17 protein-coding genes are annotated in these 22842 nt (G+C 62.2%); 8 read left to right on the top strand and 9 right to left on the bottom strand.

The window, feature by feature from the left end:
• Positions 1-8: 8 nt before the first annotated feature.
• From AC1PLS_RS15840 to AC1PLS_RS15820, 5 genes are all read right to left on the bottom strand, one after another.
• On the bottom strand, positions 9-419 hold the full coding sequence (locus AC1PLS_RS15840) for a hypothetical protein (RefSeq protein ID WP_184433715.1): 411 nt from the start codon (positions 417-419) through the stop codon (positions 9-11).
• Positions 409-4914: an RHS repeat-associated core domain-containing protein gene (locus AC1PLS_RS15835; RefSeq protein ID WP_481103848.1), complete on the bottom strand. Its 4506-nt coding sequence runs from the start codon at positions 4912-4914 to the stop codon at positions 409-411. Before AC1PLS_RS15835 ends, AC1PLS_RS15840 begins: the two co-directional genes overlap by 11 nt.
• Positions 4915-5281: 367 nt before the next feature.
• Positions 5282-5890, bottom strand: a complete 609-nt coding sequence (gene coaE, locus AC1PLS_RS15830) for a dephospho-CoA kinase (protein WP_184433718.1) — start codon at positions 5888-5890, stop codon at positions 5282-5284.
• Positions 5891-5903: 13 nt separating this feature from the next.
• Positions 5904-6767: a prepilin peptidase gene (locus tag AC1PLS_RS15825; RefSeq protein ID WP_104559904.1), complete on the bottom strand. Its 864-nt coding sequence runs from the start codon at positions 6765-6767 to the stop codon at positions 5904-5906.
• A gap of 6 nt (positions 6768-6773) precedes the next feature.
• Positions 6774-8033: a type II secretion system F family protein gene (locus AC1PLS_RS15820; RefSeq protein ID WP_104551204.1), complete on the bottom strand. Its 1260-nt coding sequence runs from the start codon at positions 8031-8033 to the stop codon at positions 6774-6776.
• A gap of 345 nt (positions 8034-8378) precedes the next feature.
• Between AC1PLS_RS15820 and AC1PLS_RS15815 the strand changes: the two genes are divergently transcribed.
• The 3 genes from AC1PLS_RS15815 (at position 8379) to pilB (ending at position 11095) form a co-directional block, all read left to right on the top strand.
• Positions 8379-8807: a pilin gene (locus AC1PLS_RS15815; RefSeq protein WP_104551203.1), complete on the top strand. Its 429-nt coding sequence runs from the start codon at positions 8379-8381 to the stop codon at positions 8805-8807.
• A 96-nt stretch (positions 8808-8903) separates the two neighbouring features.
• The gene (locus AC1PLS_RS15810; protein WP_104551202.1) at positions 8904-9317 is read left to right on the top strand and encodes a pilin; all 414 of its coding nucleotides are present in this window, start codon (positions 8904-8906) and stop codon (positions 9315-9317) included.
• Between the two features lie 41 nt (positions 9318-9358).
• Complete coding sequence (gene pilB / locus AC1PLS_RS15805) at positions 9359-11095, top strand: type IV-A pilus assembly ATPase PilB (RefSeq protein WP_104559900.1); 1737 nt, start codon at positions 9359-9361, stop codon at positions 11093-11095.
• A gap of 472 nt (positions 11096-11567) precedes the next feature.
• On the opposite strand, the gene AC1PLS_RS15800 is transcribed toward pilB, so the two are convergent.
• Together AC1PLS_RS15800 and AC1PLS_RS15795 are read right to left on the bottom strand one after the other, a co-directional pair.
• On the bottom strand, positions 11568-12962 hold the full coding sequence (locus AC1PLS_RS15800) for a sigma-54-dependent transcriptional regulator (protein ID WP_016901261.1): 1395 nt from the start codon (positions 12960-12962) through the stop codon (positions 11568-11570).
• A 192-nt stretch (positions 12963-13154) separates the two neighbouring features.
• Positions 13155-14768 (bottom strand): sensor histidine kinase, encoded by a 1614-nt coding sequence (locus tag AC1PLS_RS15795; protein WP_115511483.1) that lies wholly within the window; start codon positions 14766-14768, stop codon positions 13155-13157.
• Between the two features lie 231 nt (positions 14769-14999).
• On the opposite strand from AC1PLS_RS15795, the gene sucC reads away from it, so the two are divergent.
• Complete coding sequence (gene sucC, locus AC1PLS_RS15790; protein ID WP_016901264.1) at positions 15000-16169, top strand: ADP-forming succinate--CoA ligase subunit beta; 1170 nt, start codon at positions 15000-15002, stop codon at positions 16167-16169.
• A gap of 24 nt (positions 16170-16193) precedes the next feature.
• On the top strand, positions 16194-17069 hold the full coding sequence (gene sucD, locus AC1PLS_RS15785) for a succinate--CoA ligase subunit alpha (protein ID WP_011038208.1): 876 nt from the start codon (positions 16194-16196) through the stop codon (positions 17067-17069).
• Positions 17070-17274: 205 nt separating this feature from the next.
• Here the strand turns inward: sucD and AC1PLS_RS15780 are convergent, their stop codons facing one another.
• Positions 17275-18216: a LysR family transcriptional regulator gene (locus tag AC1PLS_RS15780; RefSeq protein ID WP_184433724.1), complete on the bottom strand. Its 942-nt coding sequence runs from the start codon at positions 18214-18216 to the stop codon at positions 17275-17277.
• Positions 18217-18387: 171 nt separating this feature from the next.
• Here AC1PLS_RS15780 and AC1PLS_RS15775 point away from each other — a divergent pair, with 171 nt between their 5' ends.
• From AC1PLS_RS15775 to AC1PLS_RS15765, 3 genes are all read left to right on the top strand, one after another.
• Positions 18388-18936 (top strand): DsbA family protein, encoded by a 549-nt coding sequence (locus AC1PLS_RS15775; RefSeq protein WP_221237806.1) that lies wholly within the window; start codon positions 18388-18390, stop codon positions 18934-18936.
• A 213-nt stretch (positions 18937-19149) separates the two neighbouring features.
• A complete protein-coding gene (locus tag AC1PLS_RS15770) occupies positions 19150-19971 on the top strand; it encodes an MBL fold metallo-hydrolase (RefSeq protein ID WP_260300153.1) in 822 nt (273 codons plus the stop codon).
• Positions 19972-20172: 201 nt separating this feature from the next.
• Entirely contained in the window at positions 20173-21813 is a 1641-nt protein-coding gene (locus AC1PLS_RS15765; protein WP_481103847.1) for an NAD+ synthase, read from the top strand.
• Between the two features lie 9 nt (positions 21814-21822).
• Here the strand turns inward: AC1PLS_RS15765 and AC1PLS_RS15760 are convergent, their stop codons facing one another.
• Positions 21823-22809, bottom strand: coding sequence for a glycoside hydrolase family protein (locus tag AC1PLS_RS15760; protein ID WP_184433733.1), 987 nt, complete (start codon positions 22807-22809; stop codon positions 21823-21825).
• Positions 22810-22842: the final 33 nt, after the last annotated feature.

Here is a 22842-nt window from a genome sequence, read left to right as displayed (position 1 = left end):
TGCGGGCGTCATTGGTCAAAGGGGGCGGACGGCTGAGTATCTAAAGCTAGCTCGTGAAGCTTTAGAATTTTTCTATATTCCTCAAATTCATTAGATGTGATTAATTTATTTTCAAATTTTATTTGAATTGTTTCGTATAGAAAAAATATCAACCTGATGTCTCTGCATTCATGATCTAGATATAGTTCAATTATGCAATTTTCAATTGATGGAAAAATTTCGCCCTTAAGAAAGGTTCCGGTAATTCCTGCTTTAATATTTGCGCCGCTTGCGGCCACTACCGCAGCCGCAAATGCATTGGAATCACTAAATCCCAGTTGTATAATCCCATCTTTATTTCTTATTTTAAATATTTTCAAGCTTGGCGATAGCTTGATTGCTATCATTTTAATTTCGTCAAATAGATTATTATCGGCCACGGTTATTTCCCCATATTTCACTAATCACTGGTCCGCCGCCGGTATTTGTGCAGCATCGGCAAGAAAATATAGACCCCATGTACGCGCCATTTAGGAATACCGTCTGATGCCCCCCCTTCATTGAGCATATTCCACCCATTGCAGGTGTGGCAGGTCTAGCTCTGCTGCCTCTCGGAAAGTCAAGGAGTGAGTGGGCGGATGATGCATACGGATAGTAGCGTGACATTTCCGAACATTCGTCATACTCAGGATAAATGTCCGAACACGTCTTGCATTTCTCTTGTGTGTCGGGTTTGGGAAGAGCGATGCTTCCTGTTTTAGGAGTTGCCGTAATGGCACCCATTGCGAAAATCGCTGCGCATTCTACCGGGTGCTGCCTACACCATATATCAACTGTTGTTTGTAGTCCTAGCGGATCTGTCGAGTTAAGAGGAGATCCGTAAACATAGCTATAAGTTGAAACTCCACCCCCTAAGCCAATCGGATCACTCTGCACATACCGCCCAGTAGCTGCTTCATAGTCCCGGAAGTAGTTCTGATTCAATCCACTCGCCGCATCGTACCGCTGCCCCGGGAAGCGCATATCCAGCACCAGCGCCGCGCCATCCCCATCGGGATCCTGATCAGGCGCGGTGTTGCCGAAGGCTTCACCCTTCAAGCTCCACGTCCACACCGCCACATCGCGAGTTGGGTCGATCACTACGCGTGGGCTGCCCAGGTGATCGGGTTCGATGTAGTGCAGCGTGTTGGCGTTGGCCAGCAGGCCGACCGGTAGATCGTCCAGCCAGATCGCCTGCTGCTTGGGCGCGCCGTTGTTGTCGTAGTCGCCCAGCCAGTGGCCGGCTTCATCGTAGAGCGTGTAGGTGTTGGTGGTACCGAGGAAACGGCGCACCTGCTCGCCACGGCCGTTGTAGCGGTAGTTCATGGTCACCGCGCCGGCGCGGCGGGCCTGGGTCATGCGGCCGGTGGTGTCGTAGGTGTACTGCCGCGCGGTGCCGCCGATGGCGGTGGTGTTGCCGGTAGCGTCGTAACTGCGGGCCACGCCGGCCACCGCACTGAGGCGGTGGCTGTCGGCCGGGTAGGTGTAGGCCTGCATGGCCGTGCCGACCTTGGCGCTGAGGCGGTTGCCGGTGGCGTCGTAGCTATAGCCGTCGATCAGGGTGCCGGTGCGGCCGTCCTTGAGGCCGATCAGGCGGCCCAGGGTGTCGTAGCCCAGGCCGATCTCCGGCGTGGGATTGCCAGCGGGCGTCAATGCGGTGAGGTTGCCGGCCGGGTCGAAGCCGAAGCCGACTTCCAGCCCGCCTGGGCGGGTGTCCTGGATCGCTTGCGGGCGGTAGTCCAGATCGTACTGGCGGGCGAGGGTGCGGCCATTGCCGTAGGTCCAGCCAGCGGCCGGGCCAAACGGGTAGTAGCTGGCATTGCCCAGCAGCACTTGCCGGCTGCCGCCGGCCGGGGTTACGCCGACCTCGGTGGTCTGGCCTTGCGAGTTGCGCACATAATCGACCACCGCCCCGTCCGGATAGATCATGCGGCGCAACTGGCCGCCGACGGTGTAGTCGTAGCGCAGCACCAACGCCTTACTGTTGCTGGTCTGCACCTTGCGCACCAGATCGCCGAAGCGGTTGTAGCAGTACTGGGTGATGGCGCCGCCGTCCTGCATCTTGGTCAGGCGGCCGATGGAGAAGGTCTCCCCGCTCGCACACACTGTCTGCGTCACGTCGTAGGTGTACGTCACGTTGAGGCTGGTGGTGGGGTAGGTGACCTCGGTCAGGCGATTGAGCGCGTCGTAGCCGTAGCCAGTGGTGTTGCCGCGCGCATCGGTCTGGGTGGCGCGGTTGCCGGCGCCGTCGTAGGTGTAGCTGGTGACGCCAGTGTCCGGGCTGGTGAGCTTCACCAGATCGCCGAAGCCGTTGTACTCGTATTTGGTATCCAGGCCCTTGGGGTCGGTGACCTTGGTGAGGTTGTCCAGCGCGTCGTAGTCGAAGGTGGTGTCGGCCTTGATGCCGGCCACATCCTGCAGCGTGCGCGACAGCCGGTTTAGCGGGTCGTATTCGCTCTGCGTCGCGGTTGCCAACGCATCGGTCACCTTGGTGGCGTTGCCGTTGGCGTCGTACTCGAAGTCGGTGGGGTCGCTGGCCGCGGTGGCCTGCGTCTTGAGTTGCCCCAGCTGGTTGTAAACGCGCGAGAGCGTGCGCTTCAACGTACCGGCCGTGTCCTGGGTGTCTTCCTTGACGCGATTGCCGGCGTTGTCCAACGTGTAGTGGACGGTATTACCCGCGTTATCGGTGATATCGGTCAGCCGATGCGCGGCATCGTAGGTAAAGACGGTGAACGCGCCATCGGGCTGGGTGACCTGCTTGACCAGGCCGGTCGGCCAGTAATCGATGCGGGTGATGCGGTCATCGGCCTCGCTGGAGGCATCGGCGCCGCGCACCTTGCTGGCCGTCAGCCAGCCGCGCGGGTGATAGGTGTAGTCGGTGACGATGCCGTTGGTGTCCTTGATGGACAGCGGGCGGCCGGCGCCGTCGTAGGCGAGGTATTCGGTGGCTTGGCCGAGGGCGTTGGTGACTTTCCACAGATCGCCCTTGTAGTGCGGGCACGTGCTCGCCGAGGCCGTGCAACTGGTGTCATCGGCAGGGTAATAGGTATAGCGGGTGCTATCCGCGATATCTGCGCGTGCGCCATCGCTGGCCAGGAGCAGGCCGGTCAAAGGACAGCTATTGGCGGCAACATCGCTGTCTTCGCAGTAGCGCTGCGTGGTGGCACGCGTGGGACCTCCGCTTGGATTGATCCGCGACATGGTCAGTGCCTGACCCCTGCTATTGTAGGTCCAGGTCGTCCTTGCTATCAGTACATCATTGGCATCGTAAGTGCGCTGGTCGGTGGGGACACGGAAGCTGGGGTGCCAGTCTGTTTGTAGCGTGCGGCGCTTTGACAAGATGTTGTTGGCATCTTCGATCGTTCGGATCAACAGGCCACGCGTGTCATAGGTAGTTTTTACAGACACACCGGAGAAATCAATGGTTTCCTTGGGGTAACCGGCATCATCATAAAAACGTTGTTGATAATCTCCTTCAATGCATGCAGGGCATTTAGCTTGAGCCCCAGTCAGCTTCGCACGTCCGAACTGAACTTGGTAGCTGTACTCCACAGTCCCACCCGATGGATTCTGGACGATGGCCTTATTGTTGGTGCGCGTGACCGAGAAAAGCTCGATGTTGTCATCGCCGTGATGGCTGCTAATCGCCTGGCCGTTCGCATCATAGGACCATGTGGCATATCGGTTGCCACTTTCGTCGATTATTCCCGTCAGTGCATTCTGTCTCAAGGCGTCGTCATATCTGTATCCGATACTGCTGATTTGGTTATCGGATTCATCGCTCTGAGTGACTTGTGCAAGTCGTCCATCGCTGTAGCTGTATTGAGCTTTTGTTCCGTCTACAAAGTCGGTCTCTTCTAAGTAGATGCCGTTGAAATGAAATGTCAACGAACGGCCACGGCGGTCGACGACCCTTTTAAGGGTGCCATTGTAGTCATAGCTCAGTCGGACAACGTCTCCGTCAGGGTATTCGATGCTTTCCAGCCATCCCGCAGGATTATAGTTTTCTCTGCAATCCAGTGTGTCGACTAAGGTCCAGCCGATGAAGACGCCATCCTGCGTGCGTTCGAAGAGCTGTTCCTTTACATCGGCATCGGCAAGCCAACTTGTACCGGACTTATGGAAGATGTATTGATTTCCCGATGGTCGACTGACGCCGATCACGATTCCGTCGCTAGTAGATTCAAGGAGGAGATTGCGTTGATAGGAATGCCTCCAGTTCGGCCCCATCATTACTGTTGGATTCGAGGGAATATTCGTGCTGCTATATGACCTGGAAAAATCTAGATGGCCAGATGGGTCGCTATAGTCATAGGCAATCTCATGTTTGCCGCCAGTGAACATATTGATTGGGTTGCCAATCATGACTGGCCCGGTAACTGTGCACGAACTGTCGCAAGAATTATTTTTGGCAGGATCAATCTGTGGGCATGCGTCTCCAATGCAAGGAGTGGTAGGTGAGTATCCGCGACTGAACTGTCTATAGTAACTGCCGCTGCAAATCGGATTGGGTCCGCTATGTGTGATATAGGCTTCCAGCACGATATGCGACGGTGAAGACAGGCGAGGCGGCATCCAGCAGATAATGCGCCGGTTACGATCTGGTAAGCCGGACCAAGCGGCGTTTACGAGTTGCTGTAGCGCAAGCTGTGCGTCGCCTTTGGTAGGGCAGCTTATATTTGTATCCCATGCCCTGTAACATTCTTCGATTGGGTTTGAAGCTGCAATTGCAGTGCGTGGAAAAAAGAGCAGCGAGATAATAACCAGGGCGGCCGTTGCCAGAACCAAAAGCTTTTCATTGGCTTGCATCTTTTGACGATTTCCGTTGATGTTTTTTGTGCTTCCAGCTTTCGGGCTGGCAAAGACGATGCGAGTATTGAGGATCGTCAGCTTCATTTAGATAGTCCAGCCAGCCTATTGTTCGGCTGTAATAAAGCAATTCGTGTCGTCAGAGCTTGCTCGGGATGCCGAGAGCAACGGAAGCATGCGTCGCCACAAACGCAAACGGCAGCCCGAACTATGTGGCCAGATCCAGGGTTTCGCATCTCCATATCCTGCATTGCGTCTAACTCCTTGTAGAATTTGTGCAGGGCCCCATGGTCGTGCTTTCGCAGGTAACTTATCTTAGAAGTGGAATCGCTAGCGGCGAGCGTTGCTCTGTTTTTGCAATTGCCATAGTGCATCCCGGCGCTCCGCAGCGGTCGCTGCGAACACGTTGATCAAGATATGCGTAGCGCATATGGGCATGCCGATGCATGATGGCCTAGCGGTTGCCTCGTGCGCGATAGTGCGCGTCCAATCTGCGTGCCGCTTGCGTCAATTGCTCCAATACGCCGTCATTGCAGACGACATCATCGGCAATTGCCAGCCGTTGCTCGCGAGTCCCTTGCGCAGCGATCATGCGATCGGCTGCTTCAGTTGTCGCGCCATCCCGCTGCATCAGACGCTCGTGTTGCAAGGCGACTGGCACGTCGACGACGAGGATGCGGTCGAGCCATGGATAGCCCTCACGTCCGCCAACCTCGGCGAGCAGGGGGACTGCGACAATGGCATAAGGCCCCCGGGCCGCCAGTGCTGCCCGCTGCAGCTCGCTGCGTATTGGGGGGTGGGTGATGGCTTCGAGAGCTCGCCTTTGCGCGGTGTCGGCAAAGACGTGATGACGCAGGGCCTGGCGATTGAGTGTTCCGTCGGCGAGCAGAATGCCATCCCCGAAATGCGCAACGATAGCGTCGAGAATGGGGCCAGGCGCCACCACCTGCCGCGCAACGACATCCGCATCAATGACCGGCACACCCAGTTTCTCGAACTCGGCGGCGAGGGCGCTCTTGCCGGAGGCGATGCCGCCCGTGAGGCCGACGATGAAGTCGCTCATCGTCGTGCCCCGGTCAACGCAGGCCTGCGAAGTGCAGGTAGCCGTCCACCAGGTCGTTGCCCCAGAAGAACACCACCCAGCCGGCGATGGCCAGGTAGGGGCCGAACGGGATCGGGGTGGCACGGTCGCGGCCCTTGGCCACTAGCCAGATCGAGCCGAGGATGGCGCCGACCAGCGAGGAGATCAGGATGATCGGCAGGATGCCTTTCAGCCCGCACCACGCGCCCAGCGCGGCCAGTAGCTTGAAGTCGCCGTGACCCATGCCTTCCTTGCCGGTGAGCTGCTTGAACAGCCACCACACCGTCCACAGCGAGACATAGCCGACCGCCGCGCCCAGCAGGGCGGGCTTGGCCGGCATGTAGAGGTTGTCCATCGAGCCGACCAGGCCCAGCCACATCAGCGGCAGGGTCAGCTGGTCCGGCAGCAGCTTGTGGCGCAGGTCGATGCCGGACATCGCCACCAGGAAGCAGCTCAGCACGATCGCGCCGAAACCCTGCCAGCCGAAGCCGAAGCGCCAGACGCTGGCCACGCACAGGATCGAGGTCAACAGCTCCACCAGCGGGTACTGGATGGAGATCGGCTTGCCGCTGTAGCGCGACTTGCCGCGCAGCATCAGCCAGCTGACGAGCGGAATGTTCTCCCACCATTTGAGCTTGTCGCCGGTGACCGGGTCGTGCGAGGGCTCCACCACGATGCCTGGCGGCGGCGGTTCATAGATGTCCGGCAGCTCCAGGATCTCGCGCGCGTCGCGCCGCCACTGCCACTCCATGCGCTTGGGCAAGCGCAGGATCACCACGTTCAGGAAGCTGCCGATCAGCAGTCCCAGTCCGGCCGCGGCGGGAAAGCCGAGACCGGGATGCTGGTCGAGAAATGCCATTACGTCTTATCCAACCACTGCGCCGAGTTTGAAGATCGGAAGATACATGCCGATGACCATGCCGCCTACGATGGTGCCAATAAACACCATGATCATTGGCTCCAACAAACTGCTAAGCGCATCCACAGCGTTGTTGACCTCCTGTTCGAAGTACTCGGCAACCTTGAACAGCATGGCGTCCAGCGCGCCTGCTTCTTCACCGATCGCGGTCATCTGGATCACCATATGGGGAAACAGGTTGACCTGCTTCATCGCCATGTTGACTGGATAGCCAACTGACACGTCGTCCCGCATGCGTAGCACTGCTTCTTCGTACACTTTGTTGCCTGTGGCGCCCGCCACGATGCCTAGTGCCTCCACCAGCGGAACACCTGCCTTAAACGTAACAGCGGTAGTTCGAGCGAACCGCGAGATCGCACTGTTATGCATGATCTGTCCAATCACAGGCACCTTCAGGATCAAACGATCCATGCCATGTTGCATGCGTAGTGAACGCTTGTATGCGTACACGAAGCCAATGGCTGCCCCGCCTACAATGAACAATAGAGCCCACCAATAACTGACCATGAAGCGTGAAGCTCCCACGATCAGCTGTGTGAACGCGGGTAGCTCTGCGCCGAAACCCTTGAAGACCTCTTCGAACTGGGGGACGACGAAAATCAGCAAAATGGCGCTAACAATAAGGGCAACTGCTACCACCATTGCGGGATAGAAGAGGGCCTTCTTGATCTTGCCTTTCAGGGCCTCGATGTTTTCTTTATAGTTGGCGACAGTATCTAGCACTGTCTCGAGTACGCCAGCGCCTTCGCCCGCGCGGACAAGATTGCGGTAGAGTTCGTCAAATTGCACCGGATGCTTGCTAATTGCTTCATGCAGCGAAGAGCCGCCCTCGATGTCGGTCCTTATTTGGCCGACCATCTTCCTCATTCGCGGGTTCTTATGGCCCTCGCCGATGATCTCTAGGGATGCGACGATAGGGACGCCGGACTTCATCATGGTCGCCATCTGACGACTGAAAAAAGCAATGTCCTTGGGGCCGACCTTTTTGCCAGCAGCGCCGAAAAGTGGCTTAGGTTTTGGTTTGACGACAGTGGGCGTAATTCCCTGCCGACGAAGCTCTGCACGCAGCATATTCACGTTGCGTGCCCCCTGCTCCCCCTTCATCTTTATGCCACGCTTGTCCGTCCCCTCCCATACGAAAGGCTGCATCTGGCTGCTGCTACGGTCGGCTGGCTGCTTCTTGATCACGTTACGCGCGACAGACATAAAAGTTCCCCGTCGGCCATCCCCAGGCCGAGACTACCCATATGGTAGCGCCTTTGGGAGCACTTCACACAATGTAGAGCCTGCCGGGATTGCCCTTGAAGGTTCTGCGGGGCGGCTAAAAGTGACCCCTTACGTCACATCGCAAGAAAGGTCGCACTTCCGGAAATCGGTGCTTCCAATCGGCTCCGGGTCTGCGATGCTTTGCCCTGGGGAGACTCCTGGGTTGAGATGTATAGTTGGCACGCAACCTGCTTAACCCTTCCTGCAAGAAACCTGGCGTCTAGGTCATTACGGCCGGCGACATGCGACAACCTTTGATATTCACCACCTCTAGGGGATGTACTCATGAAGAAGCAACAAGGCTTTACTTTGATCGAATTGATGATCGTGGTTGCGATCATTGCCATCCTGGCAGCCATTGCACTCCCGGCGTATCAGGACTACACCATTCGCTCGCGAGTTTCGGAACTGGCTGTGATGGCTAGCTCCTTCAAGACGACCGTCGCAGAAAATATTGCCAACAACGGTGGCACTTTGCCGGCTGATGCTTGCGTCGGTGTCGGTGCCACTGCAGCGACAACTAATATGGCCTCGATCGCATGCACTCCTGCTACCGGTAATATCGTCGTTACTGGCGATGCGACTCGTACCAAGGGTACCGTCCTGACTTATGCTCCCACCGTGGGCGCCGCCAATTCGGCGGTTGGCACTACTTGGCTCTGCACGGGAAGTGGCAGCCAGTCTAAGTACTACCCGGCCGAGTGCCGTCGCTAATTGTCGATGCAGTAGCAACTCGGTGATCTAGAGGCCTCGCAAATGCGGGGCCTCTTTGCATGAGGCATTCATTGCGGCCTTCATACAGGAGCATCTATGGGCCGGGAAAACGGTTTCACTCTGCTTGAGCTGATGATCGTCGTGGCGATCGTGGGGATACTGTCCGCCTTGGCCCTGCCTGCTTATCGAAGCTATGTAGTCAAAGCGCGCGTGTCGGAGGCAATTGTTTTGGCTGACTCTGCTAAGGCAGCGGTGACGCAGAATGTCAATAACGAAAATGCTTTGACCAATACTGCATGTGCGGGGGTGAGCGGGCTTTCGTCACCTACTAAGAATGTGTCTTCCTTTACGTGCCAGGGTGCAGGAATTCTTACGGTCGTCACTACCAGCGTTGCCGGTTCGGTCACTCTTTCACTTGTACCCAGCTACAACTCAGATCGCCCGGTAGTGTGGACTTGCCGGCATGTTTCCGGACCAGCTAGCTACGTGCCGTCAGATTGCCGAAACTGATGTAGTTAGTTAAGTTGCTATGTCTGCGTAGGAGTTTTGCCATGAACGTTGCAATCAGCTCAAATCTAGTTGGGATTACCGGCATTGCGCGGCGCCTTGTTCAGGATGGCGCGCTCGATGAGGCGAGTGCACGTGCGGCAATGGATCATGCAACCCAGGCCAAGGTTCCTTTGCCGCAATGGTTCGCCGAAAAGAAGCTTGTAACAGCCGCGCAACTCGCGGCCGCCAACGCGGTCGAGTTCGGTATGCCGTTGATGGACGTGTCGGTCTTCGACGCCAACCAGAACGCAGTCAAGCTGGTCAGTGAAGAGTTGCTCCAGAAGTACCAGGTGCTGCCGCTGTTCAAGCGCGGCAACCGGTTGTTCGTGGGGGTGAGCAACCCGACCCAGACCCGGGCGCTGGACGACATCAAGTTCCATACCAATCTAGTGGTCGAGCCGATCCTGGTCGACGAGGACCAGATCCGTCGCACCTTGGAGCAATGGCAAGCCAGCAATGCGGCGCTTGGCTCGTCGCTCGGTGACGACGATGAGGGGATGGGCGACCTGGACGTGTCGGCCGGGGACGAGGACATGGGCGCCGGCGGGGATTCCGGGGTCGATGCCAAGGGCGACGACACGCCGGTGGTGAAGTTCGTCAACAAGGTGCTGGTGGATGCGATCCGGCGGGGAGCCTCCGACATCCACTTCGAGCCGTACGAAGACGACTACCGGGTGCGCTTGCGGATCGATGGGCTGCTGAAGAATGTGGCCAAGGCACCGGTAAAGCTGAACCAGCGCATCGCGGCGCGCCTGAAGGTGATGTCGCAGTTGGATATCGCCGAGAAGCGGGTGCCGCAGGACGGGCGCATCAAGCTCAACCTGTCCAAGACCAAGCAGATCGACTTCCGCGTGAGCACCTTGCCGACCTTGTTCGGCGAGAAGGTGGTGCTGCGTATCCTGGACGGCAGCGCGGCCAAGCTGGGCATCGAGAAGCTGGGCTACGAGGCGGACCAGCAGAAGCTGTTCCTGGAGGCGATCCACAAACCCTACGGGATGGTGCTGGTGACCGGGCCGACCGGTTCGGGCAAGACGGTGTCGCTGTATACGGCACTCGGCATCCTCAACGACGAGACGCGCAACATCTCCACCGCCGAGGACCCCGTTGAAATTCGCTTGCCTGGCGTCAATCAGGTGCAGCAGAACAACAAGCGCGGCATGACCTTTGCCGCGGCGCTGCGTTCGTTCTTGCGCCAGGATCCGGACATCATCATGGTCGGCGAAATCCGCGACCTGGAGACCGCCGAGATTGCGATCAAGGCCGCGCAGACCGGTCACATGGTGCTGTCCACGCTGCATACCAACGATGCGCCGCAGACCATCGCGCGTTTGATGAACATGGGCATTGCCCCTTACAACATCACCTCGTCGGTGACCCTGGTGATCGCGCAGCGTCTGGCGCGGCGCCTGTGCAACAACTGCAAGCGCAAATCGACCTTGCCCGAGCATGCGTTGCTGGCGGAAGGCTTCACGCCTGCGCAGATCGCTGCCGGGATCGAGCTGTATGAGGCGGTCGGTTGCGACGAGTGCACCGAAGGCTACAAGGGCCGTACCGGTATCTACCAGGTGATGCCGATGACCGACGAGATCGGCGCGATCGTGCTGGAAGGCGGCAATGCGATGCAGATTGCCGAGGCGGCGCAGAGTATCGGCATCCGCGACCTGCGCCAGTCGGCGTTGGTCAAGGCCGCGCACGGGGTGACCAGCCTGGCCGAGATCAACCGAGTGACGAAGGACTAAGGGCTGGGATTTGGGGATTCGGGATTGGGGATTCGCAAGAGCCCCCGACCGGCGGGCTGGGCAGCTGTCTGTCTTGGATCGTTACTGGCAACCTGCATCAGGTGGACTGGATGAAGGTCGCGCGGGTGATCAGCCTGGCCGAGATCAATCGGGTGACCAAGGACTAAGGCCGGGAATTGGGAATTGGGAATCGGGATCGGGGAATCGGAAAAGCTGGCTACGGCGGTAATCCCTCTCCCCCAAGCTTTTGCTCACCGGTTTTGGCGAGACTGGGCAAAGTTGCAAAGCCCCAATAAAAACGGCGCTTCCTCGTAAGAGGAGCGCCGTTTTTTATTGGTGAACAGCATAAGGCTATGAATGCCGTCTTCTAGGGTCATGGAGACGTAGAGGTCAGAACGGAGCATTCAGAAGAAACGCAGCCAACTCGCGTTTACGAATCCCCAATGCCGAATCCCCAATCCCAGCCTTCCAGCTACTCCATCCCCAACTTCTTCAACTTGTAACGCAACGCCCGAAACGTGATGCCCAGCTGCGCGGCGGTCTTGGTCTTGTTCCAGCGGTTTTCTTCCAGCGCCTTCTGGATCGCGGCGCGCTCCAGTTGCTCGATGTAGGAAGGCAGGGCGGCCGAGGCGGGGTCGATGTCGACCACCGCTTCGCGGGGTTCGACGGCGGCGCTGCCGGGGGTGGCGGCCAGGCGATGGCCGCCGTGGGCGGGCAGGCGCAGGTCGGTGGCGCTGATCTGGTCGTCTTCGGCCAGGGCCAGGGCGCGTTCTAGGATGTTTTCCAGCTCGCGCACATTGCCCGGGAAGCCGTACTGGTCCAGCGCGTCGAGCGCGGACTGGGTCAGCAGCGGAATCGGCCGGCCGTGGCTATGTGCCAGGCGCGCGATGATGGCCGCGGCCAGTTGCGGCAGGTCGCCGCCGCGTTCGCGCAGCGGCGGCACGCGCAGTTCGATGACGTTGATGCGGTAGTACAGGTCGTGGCGAAAACGGCCGTCGGAGACCAGGTCGCCCAGGTTCTTGTGGGTGGCCGAGAGAATGCGCACGTCCACCAGCGACTCGCTGGAGGCGCCCACCGGGCGCACCGATTTTTCCTGGATCGCGCGCAGCAGCTTGACCTGCATCTGCAGCGGCAATTCGGCCACCTCGTCCAGAAACAGCGTGCCGCCGTGCGCGGCCTGGAACAGGCCTGGCTTGTCGGCATGTGCGCCGGTGAAGCTGCCCTTCTTGTGGCCGAAGAACTCGCTTTCCATCAGTTCGGCGGGGATGGCGCCGCAGTTGACTGGCACGAACGGGCCGGCCGCGCGTGCGCCCTGTTCGTGGATGGTGCGGGCGACCAGTTCCTTGCCCACGCCCGATTCGCCGACGATGTAGACCGGCGCCTGGCTGCGCGCGACCTTGCCGATGGTGGCGCGCAGGCTTTCCATCGCACTGGAATCGCCCAGCAGGCGGCTGGCCTGTTCCGGTGGCGGCGGTGGCGGGGCAGGGCGGTCGCGGTTATTCAATTCCAGCGCGTGCTTGACCAGGCCGCGCAGCACGCTGATGTCCACCGGCTTGCTGACGAAGTCGAAGGCACCGGCCTTCAAGGCTTCCACCGCCAGGTCCATGCTGCCGAACGCGGTGATCATCGCCACCGGGGTCTGCGGATAATGCTTGGCGATTTCGGTAACCAGTTCAATGCCGTTGCCGTCGGGCAACCGCATGTCGGTCAGGCACAGGTCGTAGGGATTGTTGGCCAGCAGCTCGCGTGCTTCGGCCAGGTTGGCGGCGGTGCTGATGCGCAGGCCCATCCGGCCCAGGGTGAGAACAAGCAGTTCGCGAATGTCACGCTCGTCATCGACAACCAAGGCACTTTTCGGTTCGTTCATGTCGCGCACGATAGCCCACGGCGATGACCGTCGACAATTGCCGGCCGGGTCCGGGCGTAACGATTCACGCGATCACACGATGGTGCGCGGGCGCAGCGCGATGCGCAGCGGCTGGCTGCACGGACACGATCGCAGTGCCAGCGCAGGCCGCAGCGCCATTGGCTTGCTGCTGGCATGACGCAGCGCTCTCGCTCATTTCCCGAGCAGGCTATTGGGCCCCTGCAACAGGATCCGGAAACAGGCGCCGCCGCCCGGCACCGACACGTAGTCCAGTTGCGCCTGGTTGGCGCGGCACAGTTCCTGGGCGATATACAGGCCCAGCCCGGTGCCGTGCTCGGAGGTGGTGTAGAACGGGCGGAACAATTGCGCGGCCACCGTCTCCGGGATGCCGGGGCCGCGGTCGACCACGTCGATCACCGCCATGCGCTCCATGCGCTCCACTCGCAGTTTCACCCGCGCCGGTTCGTCCATGACCCGGCCGTACTTGAGCGCGTTGTGCACCAGCGCGGTCAGGATCTGGTGCAGGTGCTTTGGGTCGATCAAGGCATGCACGGCATTGCCCTGGATGCTGGCCTCCAGGATGTCGGTCTCCATCGACAGGGTCTGCCGGTACTCGACCACGAAGCGGCGCACGAAGGCGGCCAGATCCAGGTTGTCCGGGCTTGCGCGCTCGCGGCGGGCCAGCGCGAGCACGCTCTCGACAATGCCGTTGGTGCGCTGGCATTGCTGGTGGATGATCTGCAGCAGGCGGCGGTCGGCATCGCCGATGTCCGGGGATTCTTCCAGCAGCTGTGAGGCGTAGCTGATCGCCGCCAGCGGGTTGCGGATCTCGTGTGCCAGGCTGGCCGAAAAGCGCCCCATCGCCGACAGGGTGAGCGATTCGGCGCGCCGCGACACCACGCTGGCATCGTCCAGAAACACCAGCACCAGGTCGCTGTCGGCGAGCAGCCGCACGAAGCGCGGCTGCACTTCCGGGCGGTCGGCGCCCAGTTGCAGCGGGGCCTCTTCCTGGCGCCAGCCGCTGCGCCAGCGCTGCAGGCGGCGCGACAGTTCGGGCGTGAGCGCCGCCAGCGACAGGTCGACCGGGGCGTTGCGCTGGTCGCCGTCGCCGAGCAGCGCCAGCGCCGCCTCGTTGGCCAGGGTGATGCGGTTGTGCGTATCGACCACCAGCACGCCGGTGCGCATGCGGCGGATGATCAGTTCGTTGATCTCGTAGAGGTTGGCGACCTGCGCGCCGCGTTCTTCGGCCAGTACCTGATTGCGGCGCGCACGCGAGCCGATCTGTTCGCAGATGAAGGCCACCGCGACGTAGCTGGTGGCGAACATCGCCAGTTCCGCGACCGGGCGGGCGGCGCCGCCACCTTCGAGCAGGGTCCACAGGTATTCCAGCACGATGGCGCCGCTGGCGAGCACCGCGATGCTCATGCCGTAGCGCAGGCGCAGCAGGATCGAGGCAGCGGCGACATTGAACAGCAGCATCATCGCGATGCCGGCGCTGGCGCCGGGCAGCGCATGCGTGGCCAGGGTCGCCGCGGCGATGTCGGCCAGCACCGAACAGAACACGGTGGTGGTCAGCCGGCGCTCGCTGCGGCCCCAGAACAGCAGCGGGATCGCCACCGACAGATAGCCGATCGCCACGCCGGCCGCCAGGCGCGGGTAACGCGGCTCCGGGATCGCGTCGGACAGGGGGCTGAACACCAGCGCGGCGATCAGCCCGGCCACCAGCACCCGGTACAGCGAAAAGAAGTACAGCTCGCGCTGCGGCGCGGACTGGATCCGGTCGATAAGCGATGGGCTGGATGGCAAGCCGATTCCCCGCTGGAGCAAGCCGCGAGTATAGGCAGGTGCGCGGCCCGCGCAGCGCTTGCGCACAGTGCCGGGCGGCGTGCAAGCGCCGCAAACGGCGGGCCGCGCGCGCCGACTTTTGCGCCGCACGGCGTGGTCGGCCACAATAGGCGGCCCGTTCGCGTCTCTTGACGTGCCGCCCAGGCGGTCTGCGTTGCACGCAGCGGTCGTTTCCTTTTCCCACGGTGACGCATGAATTTCCACGAATACCAGTCAAAACAGCTGCTTGCCGAGTACGGCATCCCCGTTCCGGCCGGCAAGGTCGCGGCGACCCCGGACGAAGCGGTTGAAGTCGCCAATTCCCTGGGCAAGGGCCCCTGGATGGTGAAGGCGCAGATCCACGCGGGCGGTCGCGGTAAGGCTGGCGGCGTCAAGTTCTGCAAGACCACCGACGACGTGAAGGCCGCAGCGGCCAAGATGCTCGGCACCAAGATGTCCACCTACCAGACCGCCGGCGTCGAGCTGCCGATCAACCTGGTGCTGGTGACCACCGCCGGCGAGATCGTCAAGGAGCTGTACCTGTCGATCCTGGTCGACCGCGGCACCAAGACCATCACCTACATCGCCTCCAGCGAGGGTGGCGTGGAGATCGAGCAGGTCGCCGCCGAGACGCCGGAGCTGATCCACTCGCTCAACGTCGATTTCGTCGAAGGCGTGCAGGGCTACCACGGCCGCGATTTCGGCTTCAAGCTCGGCCTGACCGCCAAGCAGGCCGGCCAGTTCGCCAGCATCATGGTGAACCTGTATCGCCTGTTCAACGAAAAGGATCTGGCGCTGGTTGAAATCAACCCGCTGGCGATCCTGGACGACGGCAACCTGTACGCACTGGACGGCAAGTTCGACAGCGACGACAACGCCGCGTTCCGTCAGAAGCAGCTGGTCGCCATGCGCGACAAGACGCAGGAAGACGAGACCGAAGTGACCGCGTCGGAGCTGGACATCAACTACGTCACCATGGACGGCAACATCGGTTGCATGGTCAACGGCGCAGGCCTGGCCATGGCCACCATGGACGTGATCAAGCTCAACGGCGGCGAGCCGGCGAACTTCCTGGACGTGGGCGGCGGCGCCAACAAGCAGCGCGTCATCGAGGCGTTCAAGCTGATCCTGTCCTCGGACAAGGTCGAAGGCATCTTCGTCAACATCTTCGGCGGCATCGTCCGTTGCGACATGATTGCCGAGGGCATCATCGCTGCGGTCAAGGAAGTGGGCGTCAAGGTCCCGGTCGTGGTGCGCCTGGAAGGCACCAATGTGGAAGAAGGCAAGCAGCTGCTGCGCGACAGCGGCATGGCCATCATCCCGGCCGACAACATCAACGACGGTGCCAAGAAGGTCGTCGAAGCTGTCAAGAACGCCGCCTGATCCACGACACCGAAGGAACTATCCATGTCCGTTTTGATTAACAAGAACACCAAGGTGATCGTGCAGGGCTTCACCGGCCAGCAGGGCACCTTCCACGCCACTCAGATGATCGAGTACGGCACCCAGGTCGTCGGCGGCGTGACGCCGGGCAAGGGCGGCACCACGCATATCGACCTGCCGGTGTTCAACACCGTGGCCGATGCCGTGCAGAGCACCGGCGCCGATGCGTCGGTGATCTATGTGCCGCCGCCGTACGCGGCCGATGCGATCCTGGAAGCGGCCGCGGCCGGCATCAAGGTCATCGTCTGCATCACCGAAGGCATCCCGGTGCTGGACATGCTGCGCGTCAAGAACGTGCTGACCCGCTCGCATCCGGACACCGTGCTGATCGGGCCGAACTGCCCCGGCGTGATCACCCCGGGCGAGTGCAAGATCGGCATCATGCCGGGCCACATCCACAAGCCGGGCAAGATCGGCATCGTGTCGCGTTCGGGCACCCTGACCTATGAAGCGGTCAAGCAGACCACCGAAGTGGGCCTGGGCCAGAGCACCTGCATCGGTATCGGTGGCGACCCGATCAACGGCCTGAACTTCGTCGACTGCCTCAAGCTGTTCAACGAAGACCCGCAGACCGAAGGCATCATCATGGTCGGCGAAATCGGTGGCGACGCCGAGGAAGCCGGTGCCGAGTACATCAAGCAGTTCGTGAAGAAGCCGGTGGTCGGCTTCATCGCCGGTGCGTCGGCTCCGGCCGGCAAGCGCATGGGCCACGCCGGTGCGATCGCATCGGGCGGCAAGGGCACCGCCGAAGGCAAGTTCGCGGCGATGGAAGCCGCTGGCGTCAAGACCGTCCGTTCGCCGGGCGATCTGGGTGCGGCGATTGCTGCGCTGGTGAAGTAAGCACGCCGCGCGCGCAAGCGCGTAGCGTCGGAGAGGCCGCCTTCGGGCGGCCTTTTTTGTGGCTAGCCATTCGTGGCTAGCAGTTTGTGGCAATGGCCGACGTGGCCATTTCCGTGGCCAATGGCTGGCTGGTGTCAGCGTCTTCGCCGGCCGCCGTTGCCTGCTGCGGCTTGGCGGCGGATTCGAGCGGCTTGCAGCGTTCGATTCAAAGCTCGTGCTGTTGCGCATTGAGCTCAAGCAACAGATCCACGAACGCGCGCACCTTTGCCGGTCGAAAGCGCGTTGCCGGGAACACGGTGTGGATGCCGCCGGACGGCAACTGCCACTGCGGCAGCACATGCAGCAAGCGACCGGCGGCCAGATCGTCGGCGACCACATAATCGGGCAGCACCGAGATGCCTGCACCCTGGCACACCGCCTCGCGCACGGCGAGGGTGGCGTCGAGAAAGACGCCCGGCTGCACGTCCACACTCTGCGGCGCATGCGTGGCGTGCGCGAATTGCCAGCGCTGGTGATCGCGCAATGCAGTGTTCGCCACGAAGGGCAGGGTGGCGACGTCCTGCGGCGATGCGATTCGGGCCAGCTGCGCGGCCATCGCGGAAGGCGCGACCAGCAACTGGCGAAACGCGCCGATCCTGCGTGCCTGCAGGCTGCTTTCGGCCAGCCAGCCGACCCGGATCGCAAGCTCGATGTTGGCCGTCATCAGGTCCAGGGTCTGGTCGCTGAGGATCGCGTCGACCTTGCAGGCCGGATGGCGCCGGGTGAAGGCCGCGATCGCCGGCACCACCACGCGCACGCCGTAGTCCAGCGGGGCGGTGAGCCGGAGCAGCCCGGACGGTTCGGCGGCGGTGTCGGTGAGTGCGTCGAAGGCGTCGTCGGTATCGCGCAGGATGGCCGCGCAGCGCTGGTAGAACGCCTGCCCGAGTTCGGTGGTGCGCACCCTGCGGGTCGTGCGCACCAAGAGCGAGGTGCGGCATTCGCGCTCCAGGCGGGCGACCTGCTGGCTCACCACCGCCTTGGTGATGCCCAGGCGCTCGGCGGCCGCCGTGAAGGAGCCGGTGTCCACCACTGCGACGAAGTAGGCCAGGCGGCGCAGATTGCCCAGGCCGCCTGGCCCGGTCTCGCTTCGATTGTGTGTCTTTGGCATACGGTATGTTTATGGCGGATGGATTTAAGAGTCAACGGCGCGGGCCTAGGATGCCTTCCTCGCCACCGGATGCCGCTGCCATGTCCACTACCGTTCACTACATTTACGACCCGCTGTGCGGCTGGTGCTATGGCGCCAGCGCGGTGGTGTCGGCGTTGCAGGCACGGGCCGATGTCACGCTGCAAACCAGCCGGGCTGTTTCTGGGCGCGGGCGCCAGGGCGATGGACGACACCTTCGCCGGCTACGCCTGGTCCAACGACCAACGCATTGCGCAGCTAACCGGCCAGGGTTTCAGCGCCCAGTATCTGCAACGCGTGCTCGGCAATCGTCAGCAGCGCTTCGATAGCGCTCCGGCGACGTTGGCACTGACGGCGGTGGCGCGTGTCGCTCCGTCGCGCGAAGTGCAGGTGCTGGGGGCCATCCAGCGGGCGCGCTATGTCGAGGGCGACGATGTGACCGCGCTGGACACGCTGGTGGGCCTGCTGCAATCGCTTGGGCTGGAGCAGGCCGCGAAGCAGATCGCCGCGCCGGATGCGCAGCTGCTTGCGCTGACACAGGCGCGCATCGACCAGGCGCTGGAGCTGTTGCAGGAATTCGATGTACGCGGCGTGCCGACGCTGGTTGCGCAGTCGTCCGGCAAGCGGTGGTTGCTGGATGTCGGGGCGGGTTATGGCAACCCCGATGTCGTCCTGCGGCAGTTGGATGCTGGGCATTTTTAGGCATCTGGGGGACTGGTTTCTCGCCATGGGGTTGGCTTTCTTGCAGCTGACCTTTCCCCACACACGTCTCCAGTGACTTGGTTGTCTTCCGCCGCACCCTCACCCCAACCGTCGCCATCCCTAAAGGCCGAAACAATGCCAACCCGACGAGACGTCATCAAAACCCTGGCCGTTGCGAGTGTCGCAACCGCCTTCCCTGGAGCGAATACCGCCATGGCTGCACCGACTACACTGACGTATCAACATTTCCCCGCCGGCGAACATGGGTTCTTCCGCGCGCCGGTGCTGATTTCCGGCACGCACGATGCGGTGCTGATCGATGGTGGCTTCACCCTGCCCGACGGCAAGGCGCTGGCCGAGGCGATCCGCGCCAGCGGCAAGACGCTGACCACCATCTACATCAGCCAGAGCGACCCGGACTACTACTTCAGCCTGGCGCCGATCAAGGCTGCCTTCCCCGAGGCGCGCGTCATCGCCGCCTCGGCCACCATTGCGGCGATCAAGGGCAATGTCGAAAAGAAACTGGCCACCTGGGGCCCGCAGCTAAAGGAAAACGGCCCGCAGCGCCTGGCCGACATCGTGATGCCGGAACCCTTCGATGGCCCTGCGCTCACACTGGAAGGCCACGCGCTGGAGATCGTCGAAGCCGACGGTCTGGCCAATCGACGTTATGTCTGGGTGCCTGCACTCAAGGCAATCTTCGGTGGCGTGCTGGTGTTCTCCGGCACGCATGTGTGGACCGCCGATACGCGTGGCGCCGAAGGTCGTGCCGCCTGGCGCAAGGCGCTGGACAGCATGGCGGCGCGTTCGCCGTCGGTGGTGGTGGCCGGCCATCTGCTGCCGGGCGCGCCCACCGATGCCTCAGCCATCGCCTACACGCGCGATTATCTGCTGGCTTTCGAGCAAGAGCTGGCCAGGCACAGCAACAGTGCCGACCTGATCAAGGCCATGACCGCGCGCTACCCCGATGCCGGCATGACGGTGGCATTGCAGATCGGCGCCAAGGTCGCCACCGGCGAGATGCAGTGGGGTTGATGCGATGACGGCGCAGCCGGACATCGTCCGCGCAGGCGCCGTGCACGCAGCGGACGCGTAACACCGAGGCGCGGCAGATCCCTGCACGCCGCCGCGCTTCTGGAATAATGCAGGCTTGGCGGCGACGCCGGTCTGCATCCCGGTCTGTTGCGGGATGCGGCGCAGCCACGCCTTCCCCGCTGCATTCGCATAGGCCTTCCAATGTCCCAGACGCTCCGCATCGCCATGGCGCAGTTCGACTTCCCGGTCGGCGCCGTGACGCGCAATACCGATCGCATCATCGACTTCATCGCGGCAGCGCGCGACGAGTTCGATGCGGACATCGTGCTGTTTCCCGAGCTGGCGATCAGCGGCTACCCGCCGGAAGATCTGCTGCTGCGGCCCGGTTTTCTCGCCCATTGCCAGGAAGCGCTGGCGCGCATCGCCGCCAGTACGCGCGGCATCGTGGCGGTGGTCGGCTGGCCGCAGAGTGCCGGCAGCGTGGTCTACAACGCCGCCAGCGTGTTGCGCGACGGGCGTATCGAGGCGACGTATCGCAAGCGCGAATTGCCCAATTACGCGGTGTTCGACGAGCGCCGCTACTTCGACGTGGACCCGGATGGCGACAACTGCGTGGTCACGGTCAAGGGCGTGCAGGTGGGCGTGGTGATCTGCGAGGACCTGTGGTTTGCCGAACCGCTGGCCAGGACCGTGCAGGCCGGCGCCGAGCTGGTGCTGGTGCCCAATGCCTCGCCCTACGAGCGCGGCAAGCATGCGCAGCGCGATGCCCTGCTGGCCGAGCGCACCCGCGAGAGCGGGGCGGCGATTGCCTACCTCAACGTGGTCGGCGGCCAGGATGCGCTGGTGTTCGACGGCGCATCGGTGGTGGCCGATGGCGACGGTACCGTGCATCCGGCCGCTGCCGCCTTCGTCGATCAGTGGCTGGTGGTGGACTACGCCGCCGGCGAGCGCAGTTTCACCCCGGTGGTGTGGGTGGACGATGGCGACGAGAGCATGGATGCGCTGGCCTGGCGCGCCGTGGTGCGCGGGCTGCAGGACTATTGCCGCAAGAACGGCTTCAGCAAGGTCTGGCTGGGCCTGTCCGGCGGCATCGATTCGGCGCTGGTGCTGGCGATGGCGGTCGATGCGCTGGGCGGCGACAACGTCACCGCAGTGCGGTTGCCGTCGCGCTACACCGCCAACCTGTCCAACGATCTGGCCGACGAGCAATGCCGCGCGCTGGGCGTCAAGCTGGAAACCATCGCGATCGAGCCGGCGTTCGAAGGCCTGCTCGCCGCGCTGGGGCCGATGTTCGAAGGCACCCAGCCGGACATCACCGAAGAAAACCTGCAGTCGCGCAGCCGTGGGGTGATCCTGATGGCGCTGTCCAACAAGTTCGGCGGGCTGCTGCTGACCACCGGCAACAAGAGCGAGTACGCGGTGGGTTACGCCACCATCTACGGCGACATGTGCGGCGGCTACGCCCCGCTCAAGGATCTATACAAGACCGAAGTGTTCGGCCTGGCCAAGTGGCGCAACACCGTGGGCGGGGCGCCGGTGATACCGCCGGCCGTGATTTCGCGCCCGCCCTCGGCCGAGTTGCGCGACAACCAGACCGATCAGGATTCGCTGCCGCCGTACGATGTGCTGGACGGCATCCTGTACCGCTACGTCGACCAGGAGCAGTCGCGCGATGACATCGTCGCGGCCGGCTATGCCGCCGACATGGTCGAGCACGTGCTGCGGCTGGTGCGGCTCAACGAATGGAAGCGCCACCAGGCCGCGCCCGGGCCCAAGGTGTCGCGGCGCGCGTTCGGGCGCGAGCGGCGTTACCCGATCACCAATGGCTATTCCGGCCAGTAGCCCGAACGGCTATTGCGGTCGGTCGCCCGGCGCATCGGCTGTCGTTGCGGTGGCCGGTGCTTGGGCAAAGCGGGTGAGCAGGTCCAGGGTCGGCTTGGGCCGGGTCAGGTCGTACATCAGGCCGAAATGGCCTTCGGTGCCCTGGATGCTGGTCTGGTCCAGCAATTCGTAGACGTTCACCTCGGACACCACGTCGGCATAGTTGTCGCGCACGTTGCGCAGCAGCTGCGCCAGGCTGTCGTAGCAGCCGCGGTCGCCTTCCGCACCGCCGGTGGTGTTGCCGGTGTAGATCTCCGCACAGTTGAGTTCGTTGAAGAACACCGGGGTCTTGTAGGTCTGCGCCGCGGTGCGCAGCTGGCCCAGGTACAACGCGCTCCAGTAGCCGGCATCCTGGTGGAAGGCGTAGTAGTGGAAGCTGATGTGGTCGAAATCGAAGCCGGCCGCCTTGGCCTTGGCCAGGAACCATAGCGAGCCATTGCGATCGCCGGGGCAGCGTGCGTTGGCGCTGCGGTCGTCGCTGTTGCAGGCGGTGATGTTGATGGTGAAACGCAGGCCGGCGCCCAGTTCGTTGGAGGCCTGGCGCATGCCCAGGTACATCGTGGTCATTGCCGCGATGCGAACATCGGCCTCGGCGCGCACCAGGTCCTGTTCGTTGCCGATCTCCCACACCTTGATGTCGGCCGCATAGCGGCGTGCCAGCTGGTAGCCGATCTCGCGCGACATCGGGTAGACCATCGGGCGCAGCGTGATGCCGTACTTGCGCGCCAGCGGGACCAGCGCATCCAGCGTTGCGTAATCGCGCGGGTCCACATCGAAGCGGTAGCTGCGCAGATTGCGTGCGGCCAGCAGCTTGAAGCGGGCCTCGGCCTGGGCCATGGAATAGCCGGGGCGATTGTCGTGGGCGTTGACGCCATAGACGATCGGCGCCGCGGTGGCGGTGGTGGTCATCGCCGCCAGCAACAGGGCGAGCAGGAACGGGACGATGCAGCGGGACATGCGGCCTCCTGGGCGGGCGCCAGCGGGGAGTCG

The sequence above is a fragment of the Xanthomonas sp. NCPPB 3218 genome, from assembly GCF_056725185.1.
Note: the sequence above shows the minus strand (reverse complement) of the source record. Positions and strands in the feature narration are given on the sequence as shown.

Excerpts from the sequence above, each read along its gene's own strand:
- AC1PLS_RS15835 (WP_481103848.1), bottom strand. The coding sequence starts at position 4,914 with ATGAAGCTGACGATCCTCAATACTCGCATCGTCTTTGCCAGCCCGAAA.
- coaE (WP_184433718.1), bottom strand. The coding sequence starts at position 5,890 with ATGAGCGACTTCATCGTCGGCCTCACGGGCGGCATCGCCTCCGGCAAG.
- AC1PLS_RS15825 (WP_104559904.1), bottom strand. The coding sequence starts at position 6,767 with ATGGCATTTCTCGACCAGCATCCCGGTCTCGGCTTTCCCGCCGCGGCC.
- AC1PLS_RS15820 (WP_104551204.1), bottom strand. The coding sequence starts at position 8,033 with ATGTCTGTCGCGCGTAACGTGATCAAGAAGCAGCCAGCCGACCGTAGC.
- AC1PLS_RS15815 (WP_104551203.1), top strand. The coding sequence starts at position 8,379 with ATGAAGAAGCAACAAGGCTTTACTTTGATCGAATTGATGATCGTGGTT.
- AC1PLS_RS15810 (WP_104551202.1), top strand. The coding sequence starts at position 8,904 with ATGGGCCGGGAAAACGGTTTCACTCTGCTTGAGCTGATGATCGTCGTG.
- pilB (WP_104559900.1), top strand. The coding sequence starts at position 9,359 with ATGAACGTTGCAATCAGCTCAAATCTAGTTGGGATTACCGGCATTGCG.
- AC1PLS_RS15800 (WP_016901261.1), bottom strand. The coding sequence starts at position 12,962 with ATGAACGAACCGAAAAGTGCCTTGGTTGTCGATGACGAGCGTGACATT.
- sucC (WP_016901264.1), top strand. The coding sequence starts at position 15,000 with ATGAATTTCCACGAATACCAGTCAAAACAGCTGCTTGCCGAGTACGGC.
- sucD (WP_011038208.1), top strand. The coding sequence starts at position 16,194 with ATGTCCGTTTTGATTAACAAGAACACCAAGGTGATCGTGCAGGGCTTC.
- AC1PLS_RS15780 (WP_184433724.1), bottom strand. The coding sequence starts at position 18,216 with ATGCCAAAGACACACAATCGAAGCGAGACCGGGCCAGGCGGCCTGGGC.
- AC1PLS_RS15775 (WP_221237806.1), top strand. The coding sequence starts at position 18,388 with ATGTCACGCTGCAAACCAGCCGGGCTGTTTCTGGGCGCGGGCGCCAGG.
- AC1PLS_RS15770 (WP_260300153.1), top strand. The coding sequence starts at position 19,150 with ATGGCTGCACCGACTACACTGACGTATCAACATTTCCCCGCCGGCGAA.
- AC1PLS_RS15765 (WP_481103847.1), top strand. The coding sequence starts at position 20,173 with ATGTCCCAGACGCTCCGCATCGCCATGGCGCAGTTCGACTTCCCGGTC.
- AC1PLS_RS15760 (WP_184433733.1), bottom strand. The coding sequence starts at position 22,809 with ATGTCCCGCTGCATCGTCCCGTTCCTGCTCGCCCTGTTGCTGGCGGCG.